The 18,834-nt window shown below is 46.5% G+C and carries 22 protein-coding genes and 1 tRNA gene; 9 read left to right on the forward strand and 14 right to left on the reverse strand.

Annotation, left to right across the window (positions count from 1 at the left end; genetic code table 11):
* Window positions 1-42: 42 nt before the first annotated feature.
* Window positions 43-414, reverse strand: a complete 372-nt coding sequence (locus tag KNP04_RS12825; RefSeq protein WP_074033021.1) for a hypothetical protein — start codon at window positions 412-414, stop codon at window positions 43-45.
* Between the two features lie 102 nt (window positions 415-516).
* Between KNP04_RS12825 and KNP04_RS12830 the strand changes: the two genes are divergently transcribed.
* Complete coding sequence (locus KNP04_RS12830; RefSeq protein WP_483297974.1) at window positions 517-930, forward strand: VOC family protein; 414 nt, start codon at window positions 517-519, stop codon at window positions 928-930.
* A 12-nt stretch (window positions 931-942) separates the two neighbouring features.
* On the opposite strand, the gene KNP04_RS12835 is transcribed toward KNP04_RS12830, so the two are convergent.
* Window positions 943-1,989, reverse strand: a complete 1,047-nt coding sequence (locus tag KNP04_RS12835; RefSeq protein ID WP_214876551.1) for an NAD(P)/FAD-dependent oxidoreductase — start codon at window positions 1,987-1,989, stop codon at window positions 943-945.
* Between the two features lie 179 nt (window positions 1,990-2,168).
* Between KNP04_RS12835 and KNP04_RS12840 the strand changes: the two genes are divergently transcribed.
* A complete protein-coding gene (locus KNP04_RS12840; protein ID WP_214876553.1) occupies window positions 2,169-2,723 on the forward strand; it encodes a methyltransferase family protein in 555 nt (184 codons plus the stop codon).
* Window positions 2,724-2,758: 35 nt separating this feature from the next.
* On the opposite strand, the gene KNP04_RS12845 is transcribed toward KNP04_RS12840, so the two are convergent.
* On the reverse strand, window positions 2,759-3,568 hold the full coding sequence (locus KNP04_RS12845) for a DUF368 domain-containing protein (RefSeq protein WP_214876555.1): 810 nt from the start codon (window positions 3,566-3,568) through the stop codon (window positions 2,759-2,761).
* Window positions 3,569-3,641: 73 nt separating this feature from the next.
* Window positions 3,642-4,217 carry a GNAT family N-acetyltransferase gene (locus KNP04_RS12850; RefSeq protein ID WP_214876557.1) on the reverse strand — a complete coding sequence of 192 codons (576 nt, stop codon included), beginning with the start codon at window positions 4,215-4,217 and terminating at the stop codon, window positions 3,642-3,644.
* Between the two features lie 100 nt (window positions 4,218-4,317).
* Here KNP04_RS12850 and KNP04_RS12855 point away from each other — a divergent pair, with 100 nt between their 5' ends.
* Window positions 4,318-5,067, forward strand: coding sequence for a sugar nucleotide-binding protein (locus KNP04_RS12855; RefSeq protein ID WP_214696862.1), 750 nt, complete (start codon window positions 4,318-4,320; stop codon window positions 5,065-5,067).
* A 56-nt stretch (window positions 5,068-5,123) separates the two neighbouring features.
* Here KNP04_RS12855 and KNP04_RS12860 read toward each other — a convergent pair whose 3' ends face one another.
* A complete protein-coding gene (locus KNP04_RS12860) occupies window positions 5,124-6,356 on the reverse strand; it encodes a cytochrome P450 (protein WP_214876559.1) in 1,233 nt (410 codons plus the stop codon).
* An 88-nt stretch (window positions 6,357-6,444) separates the two neighbouring features.
* Here KNP04_RS12860 and KNP04_RS12865 point away from each other — a divergent pair, with 88 nt between their 5' ends.
* Window positions 6,445-6,810, forward strand: a complete 366-nt coding sequence (locus KNP04_RS12865) for a potassium channel family protein (RefSeq protein ID WP_214876561.1) — start codon at window positions 6,445-6,447, stop codon at window positions 6,808-6,810.
* A gap of 17 nt (window positions 6,811-6,827) precedes the next feature.
* Here the strand turns inward: KNP04_RS12865 and KNP04_RS12870 are convergent, their stop codons facing one another.
* Window positions 6,828-8,180 (reverse strand): alanine/glycine:cation symporter family protein, encoded by a 1,353-nt coding sequence (locus KNP04_RS12870; protein WP_214876569.1) that lies wholly within the window; start codon window positions 8,178-8,180, stop codon window positions 6,828-6,830.
* A gap of 129 nt (window positions 8,181-8,309) precedes the next feature.
* Window positions 8,310-8,579, reverse strand: coding sequence for a membrane protein insertion efficiency factor YidD (gene yidD, locus KNP04_RS12875; RefSeq protein ID WP_015880777.1), 270 nt, complete (start codon window positions 8,577-8,579; stop codon window positions 8,310-8,312).
* 192 nt (window positions 8,580-8,771) lie between these two features.
* On the opposite strand from yidD, the gene KNP04_RS12880 reads away from it, so the two are divergent.
* A complete protein-coding gene (locus tag KNP04_RS12880; RefSeq protein WP_251129959.1) occupies window positions 8,772-9,560 on the forward strand; it encodes a pyrroline-5-carboxylate reductase family protein in 789 nt (262 codons plus the stop codon).
* Between the two features lie 35 nt (window positions 9,561-9,595).
* Here KNP04_RS12880 and KNP04_RS12885 read toward each other — a convergent pair whose 3' ends face one another.
* The 6 genes from KNP04_RS12885 to KNP04_RS12910 all read right to left on the reverse strand — a co-directional run bounded on the left by KNP04_RS12885 (window position 9,596) and on the right by KNP04_RS12910 (window position 12,463).
* Entirely contained in the window at window positions 9,596-10,294 is a 699-nt protein-coding gene (locus tag KNP04_RS12885) for a DUF554 domain-containing protein (protein ID WP_214876573.1), read from the reverse strand.
* A gap of 149 nt (window positions 10,295-10,443) precedes the next feature.
* Window positions 10,444-10,516 (reverse strand) — tRNA-Val (locus tag KNP04_RS12890).
* Between the two features lie 88 nt (window positions 10,517-10,604).
* On the reverse strand, window positions 10,605-11,162 hold the full coding sequence (locus tag KNP04_RS12895) for a GNAT family N-acetyltransferase (protein WP_214696843.1): 558 nt from the start codon (window positions 11,160-11,162) through the stop codon (window positions 10,605-10,607).
* A 71-nt stretch (window positions 11,163-11,233) separates the two neighbouring features.
* Window positions 11,234-11,548, reverse strand: coding sequence for a DMT family transporter (locus KNP04_RS12900; protein WP_074033008.1), 315 nt, complete (start codon window positions 11,546-11,548; stop codon window positions 11,234-11,236).
* Window positions 11,545-11,889 (reverse strand): DMT family transporter, encoded by a 345-nt coding sequence (locus KNP04_RS12905; RefSeq protein ID WP_214696841.1) that lies wholly within the window; start codon window positions 11,887-11,889, stop codon window positions 11,545-11,547. Before KNP04_RS12905 ends, KNP04_RS12900 begins: the two co-directional genes overlap by 4 nt.
* Window positions 11,882-12,463, reverse strand: a complete 582-nt coding sequence (locus KNP04_RS12910) for a TetR/AcrR family transcriptional regulator (RefSeq protein ID WP_214696839.1) — start codon at window positions 12,461-12,463, stop codon at window positions 11,882-11,884. Before KNP04_RS12910 ends, KNP04_RS12905 begins: the two co-directional genes overlap by 8 nt.
* 114 nt (window positions 12,464-12,577) lie before the next feature.
* On the opposite strand from KNP04_RS12910, the gene KNP04_RS12915 reads away from it, so the two are divergent.
* Window positions 12,578-13,360 carry an alpha/beta hydrolase gene (locus KNP04_RS12915; protein WP_214876575.1) on the forward strand — a complete coding sequence of 261 codons (783 nt, stop codon included), beginning with the start codon at window positions 12,578-12,580 and terminating at the stop codon, window positions 13,358-13,360.
* A 37-nt stretch (window positions 13,361-13,397) separates the two neighbouring features.
* On the opposite strand, the gene KNP04_RS12920 is transcribed toward KNP04_RS12915, so the two are convergent.
* Window positions 13,398-14,636, reverse strand: coding sequence for an aminopeptidase (locus KNP04_RS12920; RefSeq protein WP_214696835.1), 1,239 nt, complete (start codon window positions 14,634-14,636; stop codon window positions 13,398-13,400).
* A 113-nt stretch (window positions 14,637-14,749) separates the two neighbouring features.
* Between KNP04_RS12920 and KNP04_RS12925 the strand changes: the two genes are divergently transcribed.
* From KNP04_RS12925 to KNP04_RS12935, 3 genes are all read left to right on the forward strand, one after another.
* Window positions 14,750-15,157, forward strand: a complete 408-nt coding sequence (locus tag KNP04_RS12925; protein WP_214876584.1) for a YkvA family protein — start codon at window positions 14,750-14,752, stop codon at window positions 15,155-15,157.
* A gap of 75 nt (window positions 15,158-15,232) precedes the next feature.
* Entirely contained in the window at window positions 15,233-16,099 is an 867-nt protein-coding gene (locus tag KNP04_RS12930) for a YitT family protein (RefSeq protein ID WP_214796307.1), read from the forward strand.
* Window positions 16,100-16,214: 115 nt separating this feature from the next.
* Window positions 16,215-18,830 (forward strand): putative bifunctional diguanylate cyclase/phosphodiesterase, encoded by a 2,616-nt coding sequence (locus KNP04_RS12935; protein ID WP_214876586.1) that lies wholly within the window; start codon window positions 16,215-16,217, stop codon window positions 18,828-18,830.
* Window positions 18,831-18,834 lie beyond the last annotated feature (4 nt).

Genomic DNA, 18,834 nt, shown 5'->3' on the forward strand with positions numbered 1-18,834 from the left:
TCAACTCGTTCTCACACGAAAAAGTTGTTCATTCGACGTCTTTTATTCTGCAGCAGTTGTCGACTCCATCGCCAAAGGCGGCATTTCCTTAAACAGTTCTGTCCGGAGTCCCGTATCTCTCAAATCGAGCGATTCAATCCGATCAAATTTGATTTGACGATCTACGACACTGAACCAATACGTGATGTTCGGTTCATCTTTGAAACGAATCGCATAATTCGATCCATTCAAATGAAAATCGACCTCGGTAGACAGCAACTCCGTCGGACCAATCTGTTTATGGGTGGTTAACCGTTCGAGCACAACTTGCTCTTCATTGATGCGATAATCGACAAACGTCGCAAGCGAGAGTCCAAACACAAATGATACTAGGGCGAACATGCCCACCAATCCCATTGTGATTTTTCCGTTCATTTCGCTGTCCCTCCCTCTCTTATTATATCGGATATGGTGGAAACGTTGTGAAGTGACATTTTGTTCAACTTTAGGCAAACTGAAGGTTGAGGAGGAATGTTTATGCAAATCGATCATACTGGCATCGCCGTCCGTGATTTAGACGAAGCGATCACATTTTATACAACTGTGCTTGGTGGAGAACTGATTGACCGTTATACGAATACAGCCATTGGGGTGGAAACCGAGCTAGCTGTCATTCACATTGGCGAAGATGTCATCGAATTGTTGCGACCAACAAGTAATACGAGTCCGATCGCGCGTTTCATGAAAGCTCGAGGAAAAGGCGTCCATCATATCGCATATCGTGTAGAAGATTTAGAAATCGCCATCGCTACACACAAACAAAATGGCATTACTTTTTTAGAAGACACACTACGTACGACCGCAAAGGGGCGACGTTTGATTTATATGGACCCACGTCATTCAGGTGGTGTCATCACCGAGCTTTGTGATTATCCTACGCAAAAGCAGTAAGAGACGTCTCTCTTACTGCTTCAACAAAGTATCTTCTATGATTTGACGGTTCTTTTCTTTTAGACGTTCGTTATGAGAAGAGACCATTGCCGTAGCGGTCGCATTCGGGTCAATATACGTTTTGGCCCGATTCACCGCATTCGCCGCATCTTGGAATGCCCCTGCAATCAAATGGACCTTTCCTTCATGCGTCAGAATATCACCTGCAGCATATAATCCCGGAACGGATGATTCACTCCCCGCGTTCCCTTTCACATAAAATCCATTGACCATTTCGACGTTCAATTCACTGTTCCGAAGGAGTTCCGCATCTTGTTCATACCCGTGATTGATGACGACCTCATCGACATCAACCACACTCGTTTCTCCCGTGTCAACCTGTGTTAACAGCACTTGCTGAATCGATTGTCCATCATGAGAAATCAAGTCCGTTACTTTTGACTGGGGGCAACAATCGACTTGGCTTTCTTTAATCTTCTCGATTTGCGCTTCATGACCTCCGAGCTCTTCTTTTCGGTAAACCAAAATGACTTGCTCCGCAATCGGCTCGAGTGCATTGGCCCAATCGACGGCACTATTTCCGCCACCTGAAATCAAGACCCGCTTCCCTTTAAACCGCTCTAGTGACTTGACCGTATAATGAAGGTTTGACAATTCAAATCGCTCTGCACCGCTGACTTCTATCTTGTGTGGTTTCAGAATGCCGCTCCCGGTCGCGACGATAACCGTTTTGGATACGTGATAACCATTCGACGTGTCGATCCCGAATAATCCATCCTGGCGTTTTGAAATCGACTCCACTTTCTCCCCTAGGATGACCGTCGGCGAAAAAGTGATGCCTTGTTGGACGAGTTGATCGATCAGATTTGCTCCCGTCGTCGGAAGGAGCCCCCCTACATCCCACACCATTTTTTCTGGATAAACGTGCAGCTTTCCACCTAGTTGAGGTTGAAATTCGATTATTTTCGTTTTCATGCCTCGTAATCCACTATAAAAAGCAGCATATAACCCTGCCGGACCCCCACCGATAATCGTCACGTCGAATTGTTCCTCGCCCATCGTCGTATCCTTCCCTTCTATGTAGATGATCTACTCACCTTAAAAATGATAATCATTCTCATTAGATGATAACCCTTTTTTCTGTCTTTTACAAACTTTTTCCCAACACCTTCCTCCATTGGTTTTTCTTCATTGAAGGTCGGGTAAGGAAAGATGAATCAAAAGGAAGGATGTGCGCTATGGAGTGGATGGATCTTGCATTGATCATCGTGTCCTGTTTTTGGCTTGTGGAGACATGGAAATTTCGTAATCGAAAAGAAGCAACGGACGGTTCCGTCGAGCGAAAAAGCTTTTATTTCGTCGCGTCGACGATGCTTGTCATGTTCTCTTTGTCTATCATCTATTCAATCTTTGTTGAGGCGCGTCCATCAATGGCTCAACGCATACTTGCTCTTTCGTTTTACATAGCGGGTGTATCATTACGATATTGGGGAATTTTCCACCTTCGTCATCAATTCACCCGACACGTTGTCGTTCGTCCTCAAGACGAGCTCGTCAGCTCTGGTCCTTATCGTTTCTTACGTCACCCCTTATACACAGGATTATTATTCATTACGTTAGGTTTCTCATTGTATTTTCTTCATTGGGCAGTCGCTTTGATCGGTACCGGTCTTACAGCTCTTGCGTTACTATATCGGATTCGGATTGAGGAAGGGATGCTGACCCGTCACTTCGGTCAATCGTATGTATCATGGTCAAAGTCACGCAAACGATTATTTCCGTTTATCTATTAAAAAAGGAGTCCGGTGATCCCGGACTCCTTGCTGTTTTATACGGAGTAACGACTGAGCAATCGGACGACAACGATCCCTGCGATGAACGCAATGACACTGAGTCCCCACATGAGCCCCGTAGCCGGCACTCCTGGAAATACGACGGCGAGCGAACCCATTACCAATCCGATGATGACCGAAAACGTCATTCCTGGGAAATTCGCCAACAAATAGCGAATCACCTTACTACTGACAATAAAGCCGACCGCAACGCCTGCCCCAACAATTCCGATAATGAGCAAATTGAAGTTCGAGATGGCGCTGATCACTGTCGGGTACACTCCAATCAGCAACAACACGAACGATCCGCTGATTCCCGGGAGTAGCATCGCCATACTTCCTAACCATCCAGACAAGAACAAGAGGAGCGCTGTCCCAAAGGTAACGTCCGTAATGATAGACGAATCAACCGGATTGAGAAACGCCATGCTCGCTACGAGTACCGTTGCTACAATCATGGCAATCACATGGATAGGACGAATCGATGCACGTGACTTAAACTCTACAAAAAGTAACGGAATGATCCCTAAAATCAATCCGATAAAGAAGAATTGTGTCGGCGCATAATACTCAAGCAACAAATACTCGATAATTCGACTTAAGGCGATGATGGCTGTTCCCATCCCAATCGCTAGCGGGATTAAGAAACCAATATACTTTTTCCAATATCGGCTGAATACACCGCTGATTGCTTCAATCAATTGATCATAGATGCCTAAAATAACTGCGATGGTACCGCCGCTTACACCAGGAATCAAATCACTCGTTCCCATGGCCATTCCCCGCCAAATATTCTTCCACTCCATAATGTATCTCCTTTACATATATCTTTCCTCAAGCACTTAGTATAGTCGAGAACGAGCGTTTGCGCATCCGCTTTTAGACCGAGAAAGGAGTCGAGCATGTCTCTTTTTTCATATAGTCAAAACGAGATCCCGAAATCATAATTTCCTTTTCTTTTTGGAATCCGAGTCGCGTATACAAACGATGAGCCGCTTGATTGTCTTGATCCACGTTCAAGGTGACGGCCGGGACACCACGTTCTGCCGCGACAGTACAGATCTGTTCAATCAACTTCGTCCCGATGCCACGGCCACCATACGCCTCTAGTACAGCGAGTGAATCGATGTATTGAACGAACCCTTCCGTCTCAACATCTAATTCCACTTTGCTCCCATTCGCCGTCAACCATTCCCGAATCGGGCGATCTAATGCTTCCGCCTCGTCCCCTCGATACGAAATGATCATTCCCGCCACTTCCCCTTCTACATCGGCGACCCATATGTTTTCGTGGCTTAAACGATTCTTCGGTTTTTCCACCCACATCGCCAATCGCTCTAATACTTCATCGGTATTCGTTGACCCCGTCAATGTATACGCGATGTCATGAATCGCCTGATACATGAGCGGTGCGATTTGTGTACAATCTTGCTTCGTTGCTTGTCGAATATTCATCATTAATCCCTCCATCACCTAGTCTAGCATAGGCAAACACATCGATTGTTTGTCCACGCCCGTTTTGTGGCATGATATAGAGAGAAAGGGGCGAAATGAAATGAAAGCAATCATTACTGGAATGAACGGCACGGTAGCACCGGTTGTTGCCGAAGCGTTACAGCGTCATGGCATTGAGGGGATTGCATGGAATCGTGAGCAAGTGTCCACGACAGACGAGCAGGAGATGCGACAATTCATTGAAAGCATCCGCCCGGACTATTTTTTACATATCGGTATGGGACCGGTTGAATGGGCCGAGACGCTCGCTCGTTTATGTGGGGAGATGAAGATTCCGTTCTTGTTCACGAGTACAGTGTCGATTTTTTCAGATGACGTGACTGGACCGATTTCACCGGACACGGCGCCAGATGCTGAAGATGACTACGGAAAGTATAAACGTGACTGCGAACGAGCCATCGTTCGTGTCAACCCGGGTGCTCAGATTGTTCGTCTTGGATGGCAGATTGGGGATGAAGCCGGATCGAACAATATGATGGACTATTTTACGAACGAGATGAAACAACGAGGGGTCATACAAGCGAGTGAGCATTGGTATCCATCTTGCTCATTTTTACCGGATACAGCGGAAGCTTTATTCGAAATCTTGACGAAACGCGGACCCGGCATCTATCAGCTAAACGGGAATGCGAACTATTCGCTTTATGACATTGCCGTCGGACTAAAAGAGCTTCATGACGCCGATTGGCAGATTGAATGCACGGATGAACCGAAACGGGATAACCGAATGATTGACCCTTCCGTCCCAATTCGTCCGATTTCAAAGCGTCTCAATTTACAAACGAAATAAACCGCACTTCATACTAAACGCCTACTCCATCAAGAGTAGGCGTTTACTTATTCGATTCATTTTATATCAGTCAAACGCAGTTTACTTTTCGGTAGACTCGGCATATCAACGAAGCTATAACTCAAATCTTGAGGAGGAACGATATACGAGAACTCCTCCGTAAACAATTCAATGACTTGTTCTAGAATCGCAATCGTCACATGCTCCCCTGCACAACGATGTCCAAAATCTACATCTCCTCCTCCTTGCGGGATAAAATTGAACGGACTCTCCTTCCAGTCCATAAAGCGAGCAGGATTAAATTGATCGGGTTCAGCCCAAATCGCAGAGTCGTGGTTCGTTCCATAAAGATCAAGGAGCGTCAGTGTTCCTTCCGTAAACGCGTATCCGTCCCATTCAAAATCGGTTTTGACTCGAGCTGCCGCTACAGGGAAAAACGGATAGAAACGTCTCACTTCTTGGACAAAGGCTGTTTTCGAAAGCTGTCCTTGCTTTACTTGTGCTCTTTCTCTCGGGAATTGATGAAGCGCTAGGACTGTAAAGAGGACATAGACCGAGATGGCAACAGTCGGTCGCAAAATGTTTAACACTTCGACAGCCACTACTTCTTCAGGCAACAACTCACCAAATTCATCTCGATGCCACGAGAACTCATAAAGTGCCGTCTGTTCATTCGGTAATAATCGATTTGACCGTACTTCTTTGACCATCTGTCGAATCCACGCTTCGGCCGAACTTCTTGCCTTCCGACCTTGCAAATAAGTTGGACCTAAAGAAGTACCCGATTCAAATAACAATCTCATTTCATCGGTCCGCTTCGCTACTTCGTCTCGTGCAAGCGGAACTCCAGACCATTCACAGACAGCTTTCATCAATACCTGTTGCGCCTCGTCATACAAAACGATTTCTTCTCCAGCATGTCGGATTTTTTTCCATTCACGGTCCGTCAATCGAAGCAGACGATCGATGTTTTCCTTCGTCATCAATGACATGAACATACGTTTTCTGAGCGTATGTGCCGTCCCATTCAATGTTTGCACCCCATCTTCCCCGAATAGGGTTTTGAGAAGACGTTTCGGCGCGGCATCCTGACGTGTAAATTTGTCCGCATCATAGAACAAGGCAGCAGCGTCCTCTCCTCCGAGACAAATTACGCGTTCCCCGAGCAAACGCGTTTCAAAAATATTCGACTGAAAACTTTTACGTCGGTTTGCGACAAACAAATATCCTTCACGTAAAAAATCGACACTATGGTCGAGCCCTTCTTGCTTTGGAATGACTTTCCCCATCCAAATCACCCTTTCTCTTTTTTTCGAACTACAAAGGATGTTCCCGCGTTGTTAGCGAACAAACCTAATATCGAAAGGAGCGAGTGACATGTTACCGTTCTTACTGACATTACGCCGGATTGTACGCGGGATTTGGCGCGGCCTCCGTGATCCTGAGTTTCAAGTCTTGTTCAGCCTTGCCTTTCTCACCGTTCTCTCCGGAACACTTTTTTACGCTAAATTTGAAGCGATGCGATGGTTAGATGCACTTTATTTCAGCGTCATCACACTGACGACCATCGGATATGGTGATTTCGCCCCTCAGACAGATATCGGAAAAATTTTCACGATTGGATACGTCATCACCGGTGTCGGCATTATGGTTGGCTTCATCACAAAAGTATTTGACCACTTACAAAAAGCACGACTCGATGAATTAGAAGCGAAACAAAAGACGCCACCCTCTGATTCATGAGGATGGCGTCGATGCGTTTAGGATACTTTTCGATTCTCAATTTCAAGTTGTTGATTGAATCGTTTCGTCTCCGCGATGACAACACCTGACAAGAACAAGAGACCAATCAAGTTCGGAATGGCCATCAAACCGTTGAAGACATCAGATAACGCCCATACCAAGTTTAAGTTGGTTGTCGTAGCACCAAGTCCGGCGACGAGCACGAAGGCAATCCGATATGGAAGAATCGACTTTTGTCCAAACAAATAATGGATGGACCGTTCGCCGTAATACGACCAGCCGAGAACGGTCGAGTAGGCGAATAGGACGAGACCGATTGTGACAATGTAGCCACCTGCCGGACCGAGGAACAGTTCAAATGTGGCTGAAGTCAATTCGACCCCTTCTAGTCCTGTCCCGATTTGACCACCCATGACGAGTGTCAAACCCGTCACCGAACAGACGACAAGTGTGTCTAGGAAGACTTGTGTCATCGAGACGAGCGCTTGACGACCCGGCATATCTGTTTTCGCTGCCGCTGCAGCAATCGGAGCGGAACCAAGACCTGCTTCGTTTGAGAACACACCACGTGCGACCCCATAACGAATAGCTGCCCCAATCGCGCCTCCACCGACGGCTTCTGCACTGAACGTACTGCTAAAAATCAATGCGAACGCATCTGGAATAAGAGAGTAGTTCATGATCATAATCAATAGGCCGCTACCTAAATAAAAGGCAATCATGACAGGAACAAAATAGCTGACTACTTTTCCAATCGAACGTACGCCTCCAAGAATGACCGCCCCTGTAAAAATCATGATGAGAATGCCTGATATGTAGAGTGGTACGTCAAATGTTGTTTTGAGCGCGAGCGCGACAGAGTTCGTCTGGACCCCGTTTCCAATCCCGAACGCCGCAATCGATGCAAATGCCGCAAATGCTACAGCTAGCCAACGTTGATTCAACCCTCGTTCTAGATAGTACATCGGTCCACCAGCCATCTGACCCCGTTCATCGGTGACCCGATACTTAACAGCCAGAACAGCTTCCGCATATTTCGTTGCCATCCCAAAGAATCCGGACACCCACATCCATACGATGGCCCCTGGTCCTCCTAACACAACCGCTGTCGACACCCCGACGATATTCCCCGTACCGACGGTCGCCGCAAGTGCGGTCATGAGTGCCTGGAAGTGACTGATATCCCCTTTAGAGGATTGATCCTGATTTTTCGAAAACGCCAATTTCAACGCATACGGTAATTTGGTGATTTGAATACCACCTAGACGCACCGTCAAGTAAATGCCTGTCCCCACAAGCAAAATTAAAAGCGGTGGTCCCCATACAAAATTGGATGCCGTACTCACCCATTCACTAAATGATTGCCCCATACAAAGTATCCCCTTTCCCCGAAAAATAGTGTACACCCCTATTTTTTCAGAATACTTAGAACAATGCAAAAGTATTGTGCTAAAACAACTGTTCGATACGTACATCTGTATACAAACAGCGAGACGAACTTAATCGTCTCGCTGTGACTCAGGTTTCTCTCGTTGTAAAGGCGCTTTCCAATCAAATGTATCCGGTACGTAATCGAGCCCACCTGGGTGAAACGGTTGGCAACGGATGAGACGGCGAGCGGTTAAATAACTACCTTTGACGGCCCCGTGTTTTTCAATCGCTTCGATCCCATAATGCGAACAGCTCGGATAAAATCGGCATGTTGGCGGCTTTAATGGTGAAATAAAACGTTGATAACCTTGAATCCCTTTTACTAGTACACGTTTCACACGATTTCGCCTCACTCTTTTGAATTAGTGCCATCATAGCGCGATTTGAAACGTTTGTCATGTTCATCGTTTTATGTATCAAATCCTTTTCCATCTCCTTACAATTGAGCAAGATGGGCGATATTCGAGAGCAGGTTTGTTATGATAGTCAACATAACTATTGACCGAATCGAAAAGAAGAGGTGACGAATGATGAAACAATTACTAATGGTCGGCGCAGGATCTATGAGTGAGGCACTCGTTCGAGGGTGGATCGACTCTGGGATCGAACCGACAAACATCACGATGACGAACCGAAGTGACCGGGAACGATTGCTCGCACTGCAAGATGAGCTCGGCGTTCATATCGTCGAAGAAGAAAACGTCAACGACTATGAGATCGTCGTATTAGCGATGCAACCGGACGGTGTCATTCCATACGTGGAGTCGAAAGAGTGGAAAACTCCACTTCTCGTCTCTGTCGCAGCACACATCGAACCGAGTCAATTAGAAGAAGCTTCAGGGCTTCCTGCCGTATGCGCGATGCCAAACACACCTGTCGCATATCGGAGCGGGATGACAGGCTTATGGTTCGGTCCTGAAACAGATGAGGCTGATCGCGCAAAAGCGACTGCCCTCTTTGAACGTGTCGGTCGAACGGCCATCACAGATGCGAAGACAATGTCGGCATTCATGGCAGCAGCTGGTTGTAGCCCGGCTTTCTTTTATGAGATTGTCGGGGCGATGACACCGGTCTTGACTGATGTCGGATACGATGAGGCGACGGCTCGTCAAATTGTGGCTCAGGCGATGAAAGGCTCTGCAGAGTTGCTGTCACACGAAACACGCGAGACGAACGAACTCATTGCTGACGTCGCTGCCCCAGGTGGACCGACGGATCGTGGAGTCGGCGTGTTACGAGACCGCGACCTTGCCGATGTGATGGCTTCAGCCTTACGCGAGAGTGCCAAAGAAGATCATGAAACAATTGAGAAACCATAAAAAATGGACGGAAGCCACGCTTCCGCCCACTTTTTTTACGTCAACATATGTATGGCCGATACAATAAGTGCCACTACTAAAATCCCCGGCAATAAGTTGGCCACGCGAATTTTCGTGATTCCGACCAAGTTCAAGCCAATCGCCACGATCATCACACCACCGGTCGCGGTCATCTCTAAGATAAAGCTGTCCATGAGCGACTCCGGAATGAACTTCATGATTTGAATGGCGAGTAATGCGATTCCACCTTGATACAATAATACCGGAACGGCCGAAAACATGACCCCGATGCCGAGCGTCGAACTCAACACGAGGGCTGTAAATCCATCAATCAACCCTTTCGTATACAGGACGTCATGGTCGCCACGTAATCCACTATCGAGCGCCCCAATGATTGCCATCGCGCCGATGACGAAGATGAGCGTCGCCGTAACGAACCCTTCCGCTACACTCGATTGACTTCCAAGACGCCGCTCAAGCCGATAGCCGATTTCATTCAATACTTCATCTAGCTTCCACCATTCCCCGAGCGCGGACCCAACGACAAGACTTCCGATGACAATCAAAAAGTTTTCACTTTTCATCCCCATTTGAATTCCGAGCAAAATGACCGCAAGCCCGATTGCTGCCGTCACCGTCTCTTTCATACGCTCTGGAATGCGGTGAAATAAGAGACCTAACAATGACCCGATGACAATTAATCCGGCATTGACGAGGGTTCCCGTTAGCACCATGTCGCATTCCCCGTTTCTTTATGTATTGAAAGGAATATACCAATTGCTTTCATACCGTGTCAATATACAAAAAAAGAGCCACTTCTCGCAAGAAGTGGCTTCGCGGAAACCCATGTTCCGGTGGGTTTCTCGAGGGTTTGGCACCCAAGTGATTCTGACTGGGCTCGAACCAGCGACCTCTACCCTGTCAAGGTAGCGCTCTCCCAGCTGAGCTACAGAATCAGGTCGTGTCCTCTCTTAAGGACACTATTAATATATCAAGAAACTATTAAGTTGGCAACAACTTTTTTTATTTTTTTATAGACTTTTTTTAACGAGTCATCTGCTGGCGATCAATATGCCGGCAGAGGCGTTCCAAATCACCTGCATAAACGGACACGAGCATGTTCTGATATAACGTGTCACGGTCCCAGTGAAGACCGTTCGCTTTAGCCACACGCTGAGACGGAACGTTTTCTGGATGAATGAGTGAAATGATTTCCTTCTCTCCTTCGGTGAAAGCATACTGCATCAAACGTGCGGCCGCTTCTCGTCCGTAACCCATATGCCAATGCTTCGGTGACAACCAATAGCCGACTTCTAGCTCGAGTTTACCGTCTAACTCATGAAGCAACGTACCTGCATGACCAATCGGTTCATCACTTTCGAACGTCATCAGCTTCAGTAGACCTGTCTGGCGTCCTGTTTCATAGCGGGCTAATTGACGTTCGAACCATTCGATTGTTTGTTCGTCTGTATACGGTCTCCCGTCCGGACTGATGAAGCGCATCACCCGAGGATCTTGGAGAAGCGACTTAACAAAATAGAAATCAGAGATCGTGTACGGCTCAAACCGCAAACGTTCGGACTGCAACTCAACAAGATGCATCGTTTTCCGCCCCTTTCTTCCATCTCATAATCTGAATTATTCAATTCCCGTTTTCAGCTTGTTTCAATCCTTTACGATACAACTTTTAATCCGACCACACTGCCGATAATCATCATCAGATAAAAGATACGCCAGCGGCTTTTGGACTCATTTAAATAGAGCATGCCTAGAATGACACCACCTGCGGCTCCAATCCCGACCCAGATGGAGTAAGCCAAGCTTAACGGAATGTCTTCAAGCGACTTTGAGAGCCAATAAAAACTGAGCGCGAACGACAAAATCGATAAGATTGACCATTTTAAAATTTGATACCCTTTCGATTTCCCCATAAAGAAGACAGCTGTCATCTCAGCAATCCCTGCGCCGATCAAATATACCCAACTCATGCTTCTTCTCCTCCTGTCACTTGTTTCAATCCGATGATTCCGATGATCAACGTCGTCACAAGTAAAAGTTTCCAGCCACTGAGCGCCTCGTCAAAAAGAAGAGCACCGACAATCACCGTTCCAACCGCTCCGATTCCTGTGAAGACGGCATATCCTGTGCCTGCCGGTAGAACGCGGAATGCCTTAGCTAGTAAGCCGAAACTGACAATCAAGAGTACGATCGTCCATAACGTCGGACCAAGAACGGTAAACCCTTCAGACAACTTCATCGTCGTTGCCCAAATGATTTCAAGCAATCCTGCGAACAAGAGAGAAATCCAGGCGACTTTTTCCTTATCCATTCCACCCCACACCTTTCTTGAAGATTCGGAATGCGGCTTGTTGTCGCATCTCCCGGTCATCTTCAAATGTAAATAAAGACAATAAAGCCCCATCTAAAAAGCAATAGTACGCAGCATAGAGTTCATCGAGTGGTTGCGACGGTAAGTCTCCACGTTCCATCGCGAGACGAAACTGTTCTTTTTCAAACCGTTTTAACTCCGTCTCCACCTTTCCGATGACTTCTTCAATATAGTCCCGAAATTCTGGGGGTGGTACGAGGAGCATCCGTTTCGTCAACATCCACGTCTCGTGATCGCCAAAGAATGACGTGAGCGTACGAACGATCGACTCAATCCGTTCTAAAGGTGGTCGATCTTCGGTATCCTCACAAGTTTGCTGCCATGCTTCTTCGTAACGATTCGCCATATCGGTCACGACTTGCTTAAACAATTGTTCTTTCCCATCGATGTGAGCATACAGAGAAGCCTTTCGGATACCAACGTCTTCGGCAACCGCCGCAAGTGATAATCCTTCATATCCTTCACGTGCAAACCGTGTCCGCGCGGATTGCATAATTTTCTCTTTTGTATTCACGAGTCTCACTCTCCTTCCACCTCACTTTACCTAACGAACGGTAGGTAGTCAAGACTTACGTTTGTCTTTTCGTTCATGATTCTCCACAATACAAGGTGAAAGAGGTGATGAAAAATGATTGAACAATTGAACGTATCGATTCCAACGGAGAAGGTTCGTGGTCAAAAACGGATTGTTCGCGTATTTCGACCAGACTGGGTCAATGCCGACACCCCACTTCCTGTCCTTTATATGCATGATGGGCAAAATGTATTTTCAGGAAGCACTGCTACATATGGAGAAGGGTGGGAAATCGATCGCTGCATCGACACACTCCACCTCCCTCTCATGGTCGTCGCCATCGCAAGCGCTCCGAACTGGTTAGATCGTTATGATGAGTATTCATATGAAGAAGATGAGATGTTATATCGCCGTATCGGACCGGAACTTGCGAAAACGCGCCCAACCCTTGGTGGTCAAGGTCGTTTGTATACAGATTGGCTTATGAACGTCTTAAAACCACGAATCGACAAGGAGTATGCGACAAATCCAGAAGATGTCGGCGTCATGGGGAGTTCGATGGGAGGGGTCATCTCTCTATATATGATGGCAACCTACCCTTCCATCAAAAGAGTCGGATCCCTCTCCACCGCAGCATGGGCTAATCTGGATCCATTGATTCAGACTATTCAGCAAGCCGATATCACTGGAAAACTGTATATGGACATCGGAACGAATGAAGAGAGCGGACCAATCACAGCGAAGGATTACTTGTTCACGAATGCAAAACTGATTGAAGCAATCGCTAAAAAGGGTATCGCCTTCCGATATGAAGTGGAACCGGATGCGATTCATCACGAATCAGCCTGGCGCCGCCGTTTGCCTCACGCCCTTCGTTATTTGTACGACGTCACATGAAAAGAGCGAATTCCGATTTCGGAATTCGCTCTTTCGTTTAGATGACCCAGTTGCCGTCACGCATGATTGCTTCGCGCGTGCCGTCTTCCCGTTCACCATCGATATTCATTTCAGCTGACCCAATCATGAAGTCAACATGTGTCATCGAGTCATTCGCGCCGTTCTCCGCGAGTTCTTCTTGCGACATCGAAGGACCACCTTCGAGACATGTCGAGTAGGCACGACCTAATGCCAAGTGGCATGATGCATTCTCGTCAAACAACGTGTTGTAGAAGAGAAGACCTGAGTTTGAGATTGGCGAATCATCTGGAACGAGCGCCACTTCACCGATGCGGCGTGCTCCCTCATCCATGTTCAACAACTCATCAAGAGCCGCTTGTCCTTTTTTCGCTTCTGCCTTAACGACTTTCCCACCTTCAAACCAAAGCGTGAACTCGTCAATCAAGTTTCCGCTGTAGCTGAGTGGCTTCGTGCTCGACACGTGACCTTCCACAGAATCTTTATCTGCGAGCGTGAACACTTCTTCTGTCGGCATATTCGCGATAAAGTCGATGCCATCGACGTTTGGACCGCCACCGCCAAGGAAGACGTGCTTTTTCGGAAGTCCGATTGTAAGTTCAGTGCCTGGTGCTTGGTAGTGCAACTTCGCATACTTCTTCTCTGTCAGCAACTTCGCACGGCTACGGAGTGATTGATCATGTGTATCCCATGCCGCGACCACATCTTCTTGATCCATACGTGTTGCTGCGAAAATCGCTTGCCATAAAGCTGCGACCGCATCTTCACGCCCTGGGAATACTTTTTCAGCCCACGCTTCTGACGCACCTGCAACGATTGACCAACTCACGTTGTCACTCATCACATATTGACGCCATTTCGCAAGTGCTTGTCCGGCTGCACGGTTCGCATCCGAGATGCGTGACGATTCAACGCCGTTTAAAGCATCCGGGTCGTCACTGACGATTGACAAGAATGCCGTCTTCTCTTCAGCCAATTGTTCAAAACGAGCCTTTAACCAATCTGGAAACTCTTTGAACGAGTCTGCTGGTGCATCGAAATAACGAATCTTCGATGTCTCCTCATCGCTCCAATTAACAAATACTTGTTTCGCACCTGCCGCATACGCAGCTTTCACCACGTGACGGACAAGTGGCGCCTGGCTAATATCGGCACGTACCTCTAGCTGTTGACCCGGTTGAATGTTGACACCTTTTTTCACAGCTAGCTCTGCATAGCGTGCAAAATCTGCCTCGGTTGGCATAGAAATCATAGACATATGTATCGTTCCTCCTTTTCAGTTATCTTTATTTTCTTAAATTTCAGGAAAAGTTGCAACCGATGCGCAAAAACGGGCATATTAGTAGATGAAGAATGAAGGAGGAATTTACTATGGCAGATTGGAAATCAACCTACACACACTTTTTGAAACAAGCGAAAGAAGACATCCACGACCGCGAACAACTCGGTGACTTACTCGTCCAAGGTGAACGCGCCCTCGCAAAAGTGACCGTAGACGTGGCATCCAATGAGATCAGCAATATCGAGCGCGAAGAAGAACTGACGCTCTACTTCCAGATGAAACAAATGCTGAATATGTTGCGCGCGCTATACAATGATCAATTTGAAATGCAACCTGACAAACAAGAAGAGCTCATCGCGGCAATCCTATACTTCGTCTCCCCGTTCGATGCGATTCCGGATGATGTACCACTTGGCCTATTCGATGACGCTCAAGTCATCGACTATGTGCATGAACAATTGGCAAGTGATATCGACCGATTCCATAACGAATTGTGACTTGAAATGATGAACGAGTAGCAGTACGCTAGCAGAAGACTTACTAAAAGGAGGCGTAAGGCCTAGCCATTATCTATGTATGCTAAATCTCGAAAACGGGTTGCCCTTGAAACGGTACTGTTCATCATTGCCGGGACAATCCTTCAGTCTGTCTTTGTCAGTTTACTGCTCAAACCTAATGAAATCGGTTCGGGAGGAATCGTCGGAATCACGTTGATTACGAACGAACTATTCGGAACGCCAATCGGGATGACTCAGCTCGTGCTCAATATCCCACTCTTCATCTTAGGGTTAAAATATTTAGGACGTCGCTTTATTTTGATGACGGGGATTGTTGTCGTTCTCTCTTCTATCTTGATCGATAGTTTACCAGTCCTCATTCCGCCGACTCCGCTCGACGACCCACTCGTTGCTTCCGTGTTCAGCGGAATCGTCTCGGGTCTTGGACTTGCCCTACTCTTGTTCGCAGGCGCTTCTACCGGCGGTCTCGATATTTTAGGGAAAGTTATCTATATGAACAACCGAAACTTGTCGTTACCTAAAATCTTTTTGACACAAGATATCATTGTTTACGTATTAGTCTTCATTGTTTTTGACATTAAAGCTGTTATGTATGCCCTTGTGTTAAGTTTTGTCCGGTCACGCACGTTGCTCACCATCCATAAGTTCTTCTCTGCTCAAAAGCAATGTTTCATCATTTGCCAGAAAGCGGATGAAATCAACTTGGTCATTAAGCAGAACTTAAAACGTGGCGTCACCATCATGGATGCGACAGGCGGATATTCGAACGATTCGAAAAAAATGCTGTACGTCGTCGTCCAGAACAATGAAATCCCTCGACTTCGTCAGATTGTTTCTGAAATCGATTCTGAGGCATTTGTTACTGTGTCCGAAATCGATTCAATCGTTGGGAACTTCAAAGAACATTCATATACGCTTTAAATTCTACCTGTTCGACAACAATCTCGTATTGTTGTCGATTTTTTTGTGTAATCTTCCGTCACCTATTCCGATAATAAATAAGAGACCCATATATATAAAGAAGGAGGTGCATGAGTTGTCAGTTTACTCGTTGCGCCAATACGTTCCGGCGATTCTCATCGGAACATTTTTTACCGGACTTTTATTATTATTTTTGACTCCGCATGATTTGCGAAACAGCACGTTGCTCATCTATTACCTCGTCATTTCAGGAGCAGCCATCTTATTTAGTGGAATGGCAATTTTTAAACATAGAGGAATGAGACGGTTTATTCATGTTTTGATTAGTGCGGGAAATGTGTGCTTCGCACTTTATTTACTGATGCACTATGATTCGACAGGTGCGAATACTCAATACCTCTTATTCTTACAAAATTTCTTTTACTTAATTATGGCTCTGATCGTCATTACTCAATCCATTGAGATTCGCACGTTGAAATTACGTACGTTCGACTTGTTCGCCTTATTTAGTTTTTTTGTGATTGGTGCACTACATATCTGGTTTTATTCCACACAAGACGTGTCACTCGTATCTCAGTTGAGTGGCTTTGAAGAGCAGATGCTACTGATCAGCCTGTACATGATGCTATCATTCTTGTATTTAAATCGCGTCGTCTCGGCCGGACAGCAATTCCGTATTCTTGTGCTCGTCGGGATTTTAAGCTTCACGGTTGCCTCGATCGCGAACACACTCTTCGTGTTTTCAGGCATCACACATGAAATGGTCCATCTCATCCAAGTCAGTAGCATTCTTATGATTTCAATCAGTTATTGGGTCGAGGACACATCGGAAGACGCCCTTGCTTACGATTCCATTTTGGATTACGTTCTGTACAGCGTCGTCGTCATGCTATTTTTACTCGCTTCAGACCGCCTTCTCGGTACGTCTGTAATCGATTCGATGATTGCGAATGCTGTTCTCTTATTACTCATTCGCCAGTTTGTCGTCTCGAAACAGAACGCGCTTATCAGCCATCGTCTCCATACGGTCAATTCAGATTTAGAAGTAGCTGTGTCGACGAAGGCGCATGAACTCGAGATTCGTGAACAGCAATACCGCTCGCTCTTCGCCTATCACTCAGAACCGATTTTCTTATTCGACTTACACGGTGAAGTGTTATCGGTCAATGAGGCCGGAAGTTCAATCCTTGGATTGACGACAGACAAGTTACTTGGATCAAACATCCTCGATATCATCGAATCGAATGATCGTGCCCCGTATACGATCATTCTTCAAGAGTTATCAAACGGTCGACCACGAACGATTGATGTACGGATTATGACAGAAGAAGGCGAGACACGTGTCTGGCAACTCGTCAACGTTCCGATGATCATTGACGGGGAAGTTGAAGGCATTTACGCCATCGCCAAAGACATCACGCAAATGATCGAGCAGCAAGAGCAAATTTTATACCAAGCCAAATTTGATAGTTTGACGGGACTTCACAATCGCTATGCACTACAAGAGCAAATCGAACGTTTGATCGAAGAAGGTCGCACGTTCACGCTCATGTTCTCTGACTTGGATGGCTTTAAAGAAATCAACGACCAATTCGGGCATCATATGGGAGACGAACTTCTCCAACATATCGGAAAGCGTCTACGCACCGCACTTCTTCCGAATGAGTATGCCGGACGTCTTGGTGGTGATGAGTTCATTGTTGTCGCCGAACACGGTGACGATGAAATGTTGACAGAACGTTTGCGACGTCTCGTCTATCGCCCACCTTATTATATGGCTGGAACACTGGTTGAAGTACATGCCTCGATTGGAATCGTCCGTTTCCCGGAGCATGGTAAAAAATTAAAACACTTACTTTCAAATGCTGACCTGGCCATGTATCGCGCAAAAGACAATGGTCGTGACGAGACCGTCATGTTCGAACCTGAGTTACGGGAAGACAAGGAAGAACGAAAAGTGTTAATGGAAGGGCTCGATACCGCGCTTGAAAAAGGAGAAATCTCACTCTTCCTCCAACCTCAAGTCGATGCATCTACGAAGGCAGTCATCGGAGCAGAGGCACTCATGCGTTGGCAACATAACGGGACATTCATCCCGCCGAGTCAATTCATTCCAATCGCCGAAGAAACCGGTCATATTCACGATTTGGGTCGCTGGATGATTCATGAGACGTTCCAGTTGCTTCATGTGTTCGAACAAGGAGACATCCATTTGCCGAAGCTCTCGGTCAACTTGTCCGTTCGTCAGTTATTCGATGAACATTTGATTGATTATTTGAATACGTTGTTCGAGCGTTTCCCAATCGATCCGTCACGACTCAATTTTGAATTGACCGAAACAGTCGCCGCTCATCATTCAGATCGTGTTTTAAATCGCATCTTAGAATTAAAGTCGCTCGGCATTAAACTTTCGATTGATGATTTCGGGACAGGATATAGTTCACTCGCCTATCTCGTTCGTTATCCAATCGATGAACTGAAAATCCCTCGTGAATTCACAATGCAACTTGAAGAGAATCGCGAATATCAGATGGTTACAACGACCATCGTCGCAATGGCGAGACAACTTGGTATGGCGCTTGTCGCTGAAGGTGTGGAAACCGAATATCAAGAGACATTCCTTCGTAAAATCGGATGTGATTCCATGCAAGGCTATCGCTATGCAAAACCGATGCCGCTCGATGAGTTCATCATTTATTACATGAAACATACAACGCCCTGGACCGAATGACATG

It is taken from the genome of Exiguobacterium sp. CH10 (assembly GCF_018617635.1).
GTDB lineage: Bacteria > Bacillota > Bacilli > Exiguobacteriales > Exiguobacteriaceae > Exiguobacterium > Exiguobacterium aestuarii_A.

Excerpts from the sequence above, each read along its gene's own strand:
- KNP04_RS12825 (WP_074033021.1), bottom strand. The coding sequence starts at position 414 with ATGAACGGAAAAATCACAATGGGATTGGTGGGCATGTTCGCCCTAGTA.
- KNP04_RS12830 (WP_483297974.1), top strand. The coding sequence starts at position 517 with ATGCAAATCGATCATACTGGCATCGCCGTCCGTGATTTAGACGAAGCG.
- KNP04_RS12835 (WP_214876551.1), bottom strand. The coding sequence starts at position 1,989 with ATGGGCGAGGAACAATTCGACGTGACGATTATCGGTGGGGGTCCGGCA.
- KNP04_RS12840 (WP_214876553.1), top strand. The coding sequence starts at position 2,169 with ATGGAGTGGATGGATCTTGCATTGATCATCGTGTCCTGTTTTTGGCTT.
- KNP04_RS12845 (WP_214876555.1), bottom strand. The coding sequence starts at position 3,568 with ATGGAGTGGAAGAATATTTGGCGGGGAATGGCCATGGGAACGAGTGAT.
- KNP04_RS12850 (WP_214876557.1), bottom strand. The coding sequence starts at position 4,217 with ATGAATATTCGACAAGCAACGAAGCAAGATTGTACACAAATCGCACCG.
- KNP04_RS12855 (WP_214696862.1), top strand. The coding sequence starts at position 4,318 with ATGAAAGCAATCATTACTGGAATGAACGGCACGGTAGCACCGGTTGTT.
- KNP04_RS12860 (WP_214876559.1), bottom strand. The coding sequence starts at position 6,356 with ATGGGGAAAGTCATTCCAAAGCAAGAAGGGCTCGACCATAGTGTCGAT.
- KNP04_RS12865 (WP_214876561.1), top strand. The coding sequence starts at position 6,445 with ATGTTACCGTTCTTACTGACATTACGCCGGATTGTACGCGGGATTTGG.
- KNP04_RS12870 (WP_214876569.1), bottom strand. The coding sequence starts at position 8,180 with ATGGGGCAATCATTTAGTGAATGGGTGAGTACGGCATCCAATTTTGTA.
- KNP04_RS12880 (WP_251129959.1), top strand. The coding sequence starts at position 8,772 with ATGAAACAATTACTAATGGTCGGCGCAGGATCTATGAGTGAGGCACTC.
- KNP04_RS12885 (WP_214876573.1), bottom strand. The coding sequence starts at position 10,294 with ATGGTGCTAACGGGAACCCTCGTCAATGCCGGATTAATTGTCATCGGG.
- KNP04_RS12895 (WP_214696843.1), bottom strand. The coding sequence starts at position 11,162 with ATGCATCTTGTTGAGTTGCAGTCCGAACGTTTGCGGTTTGAGCCGTAC.
- KNP04_RS12900 (WP_074033008.1), bottom strand. The coding sequence starts at position 11,548 with ATGAGTTGGGTATATTTGATCGGCGCAGGGATTGCTGAGATGACAGCT.
- KNP04_RS12905 (WP_214696841.1), bottom strand. The coding sequence starts at position 11,889 with ATGGATAAGGAAAAAGTCGCCTGGATTTCTCTCTTGTTCGCAGGATTG.
- KNP04_RS12915 (WP_214876575.1), top strand. The coding sequence starts at position 12,578 with ATGATTGAACAATTGAACGTATCGATTCCAACGGAGAAGGTTCGTGGT.
- KNP04_RS12920 (WP_214696835.1), bottom strand. The coding sequence starts at position 14,636 with ATGTCTATGATTTCTATGCCAACCGAGGCAGATTTTGCACGCTATGCA.
- KNP04_RS12925 (WP_214876584.1), top strand. The coding sequence starts at position 14,750 with ATGGCAGATTGGAAATCAACCTACACACACTTTTTGAAACAAGCGAAA.
- KNP04_RS12930 (WP_214796307.1), top strand. The coding sequence starts at position 15,233 with ATGTATGCTAAATCTCGAAAACGGGTTGCCCTTGAAACGGTACTGTTC.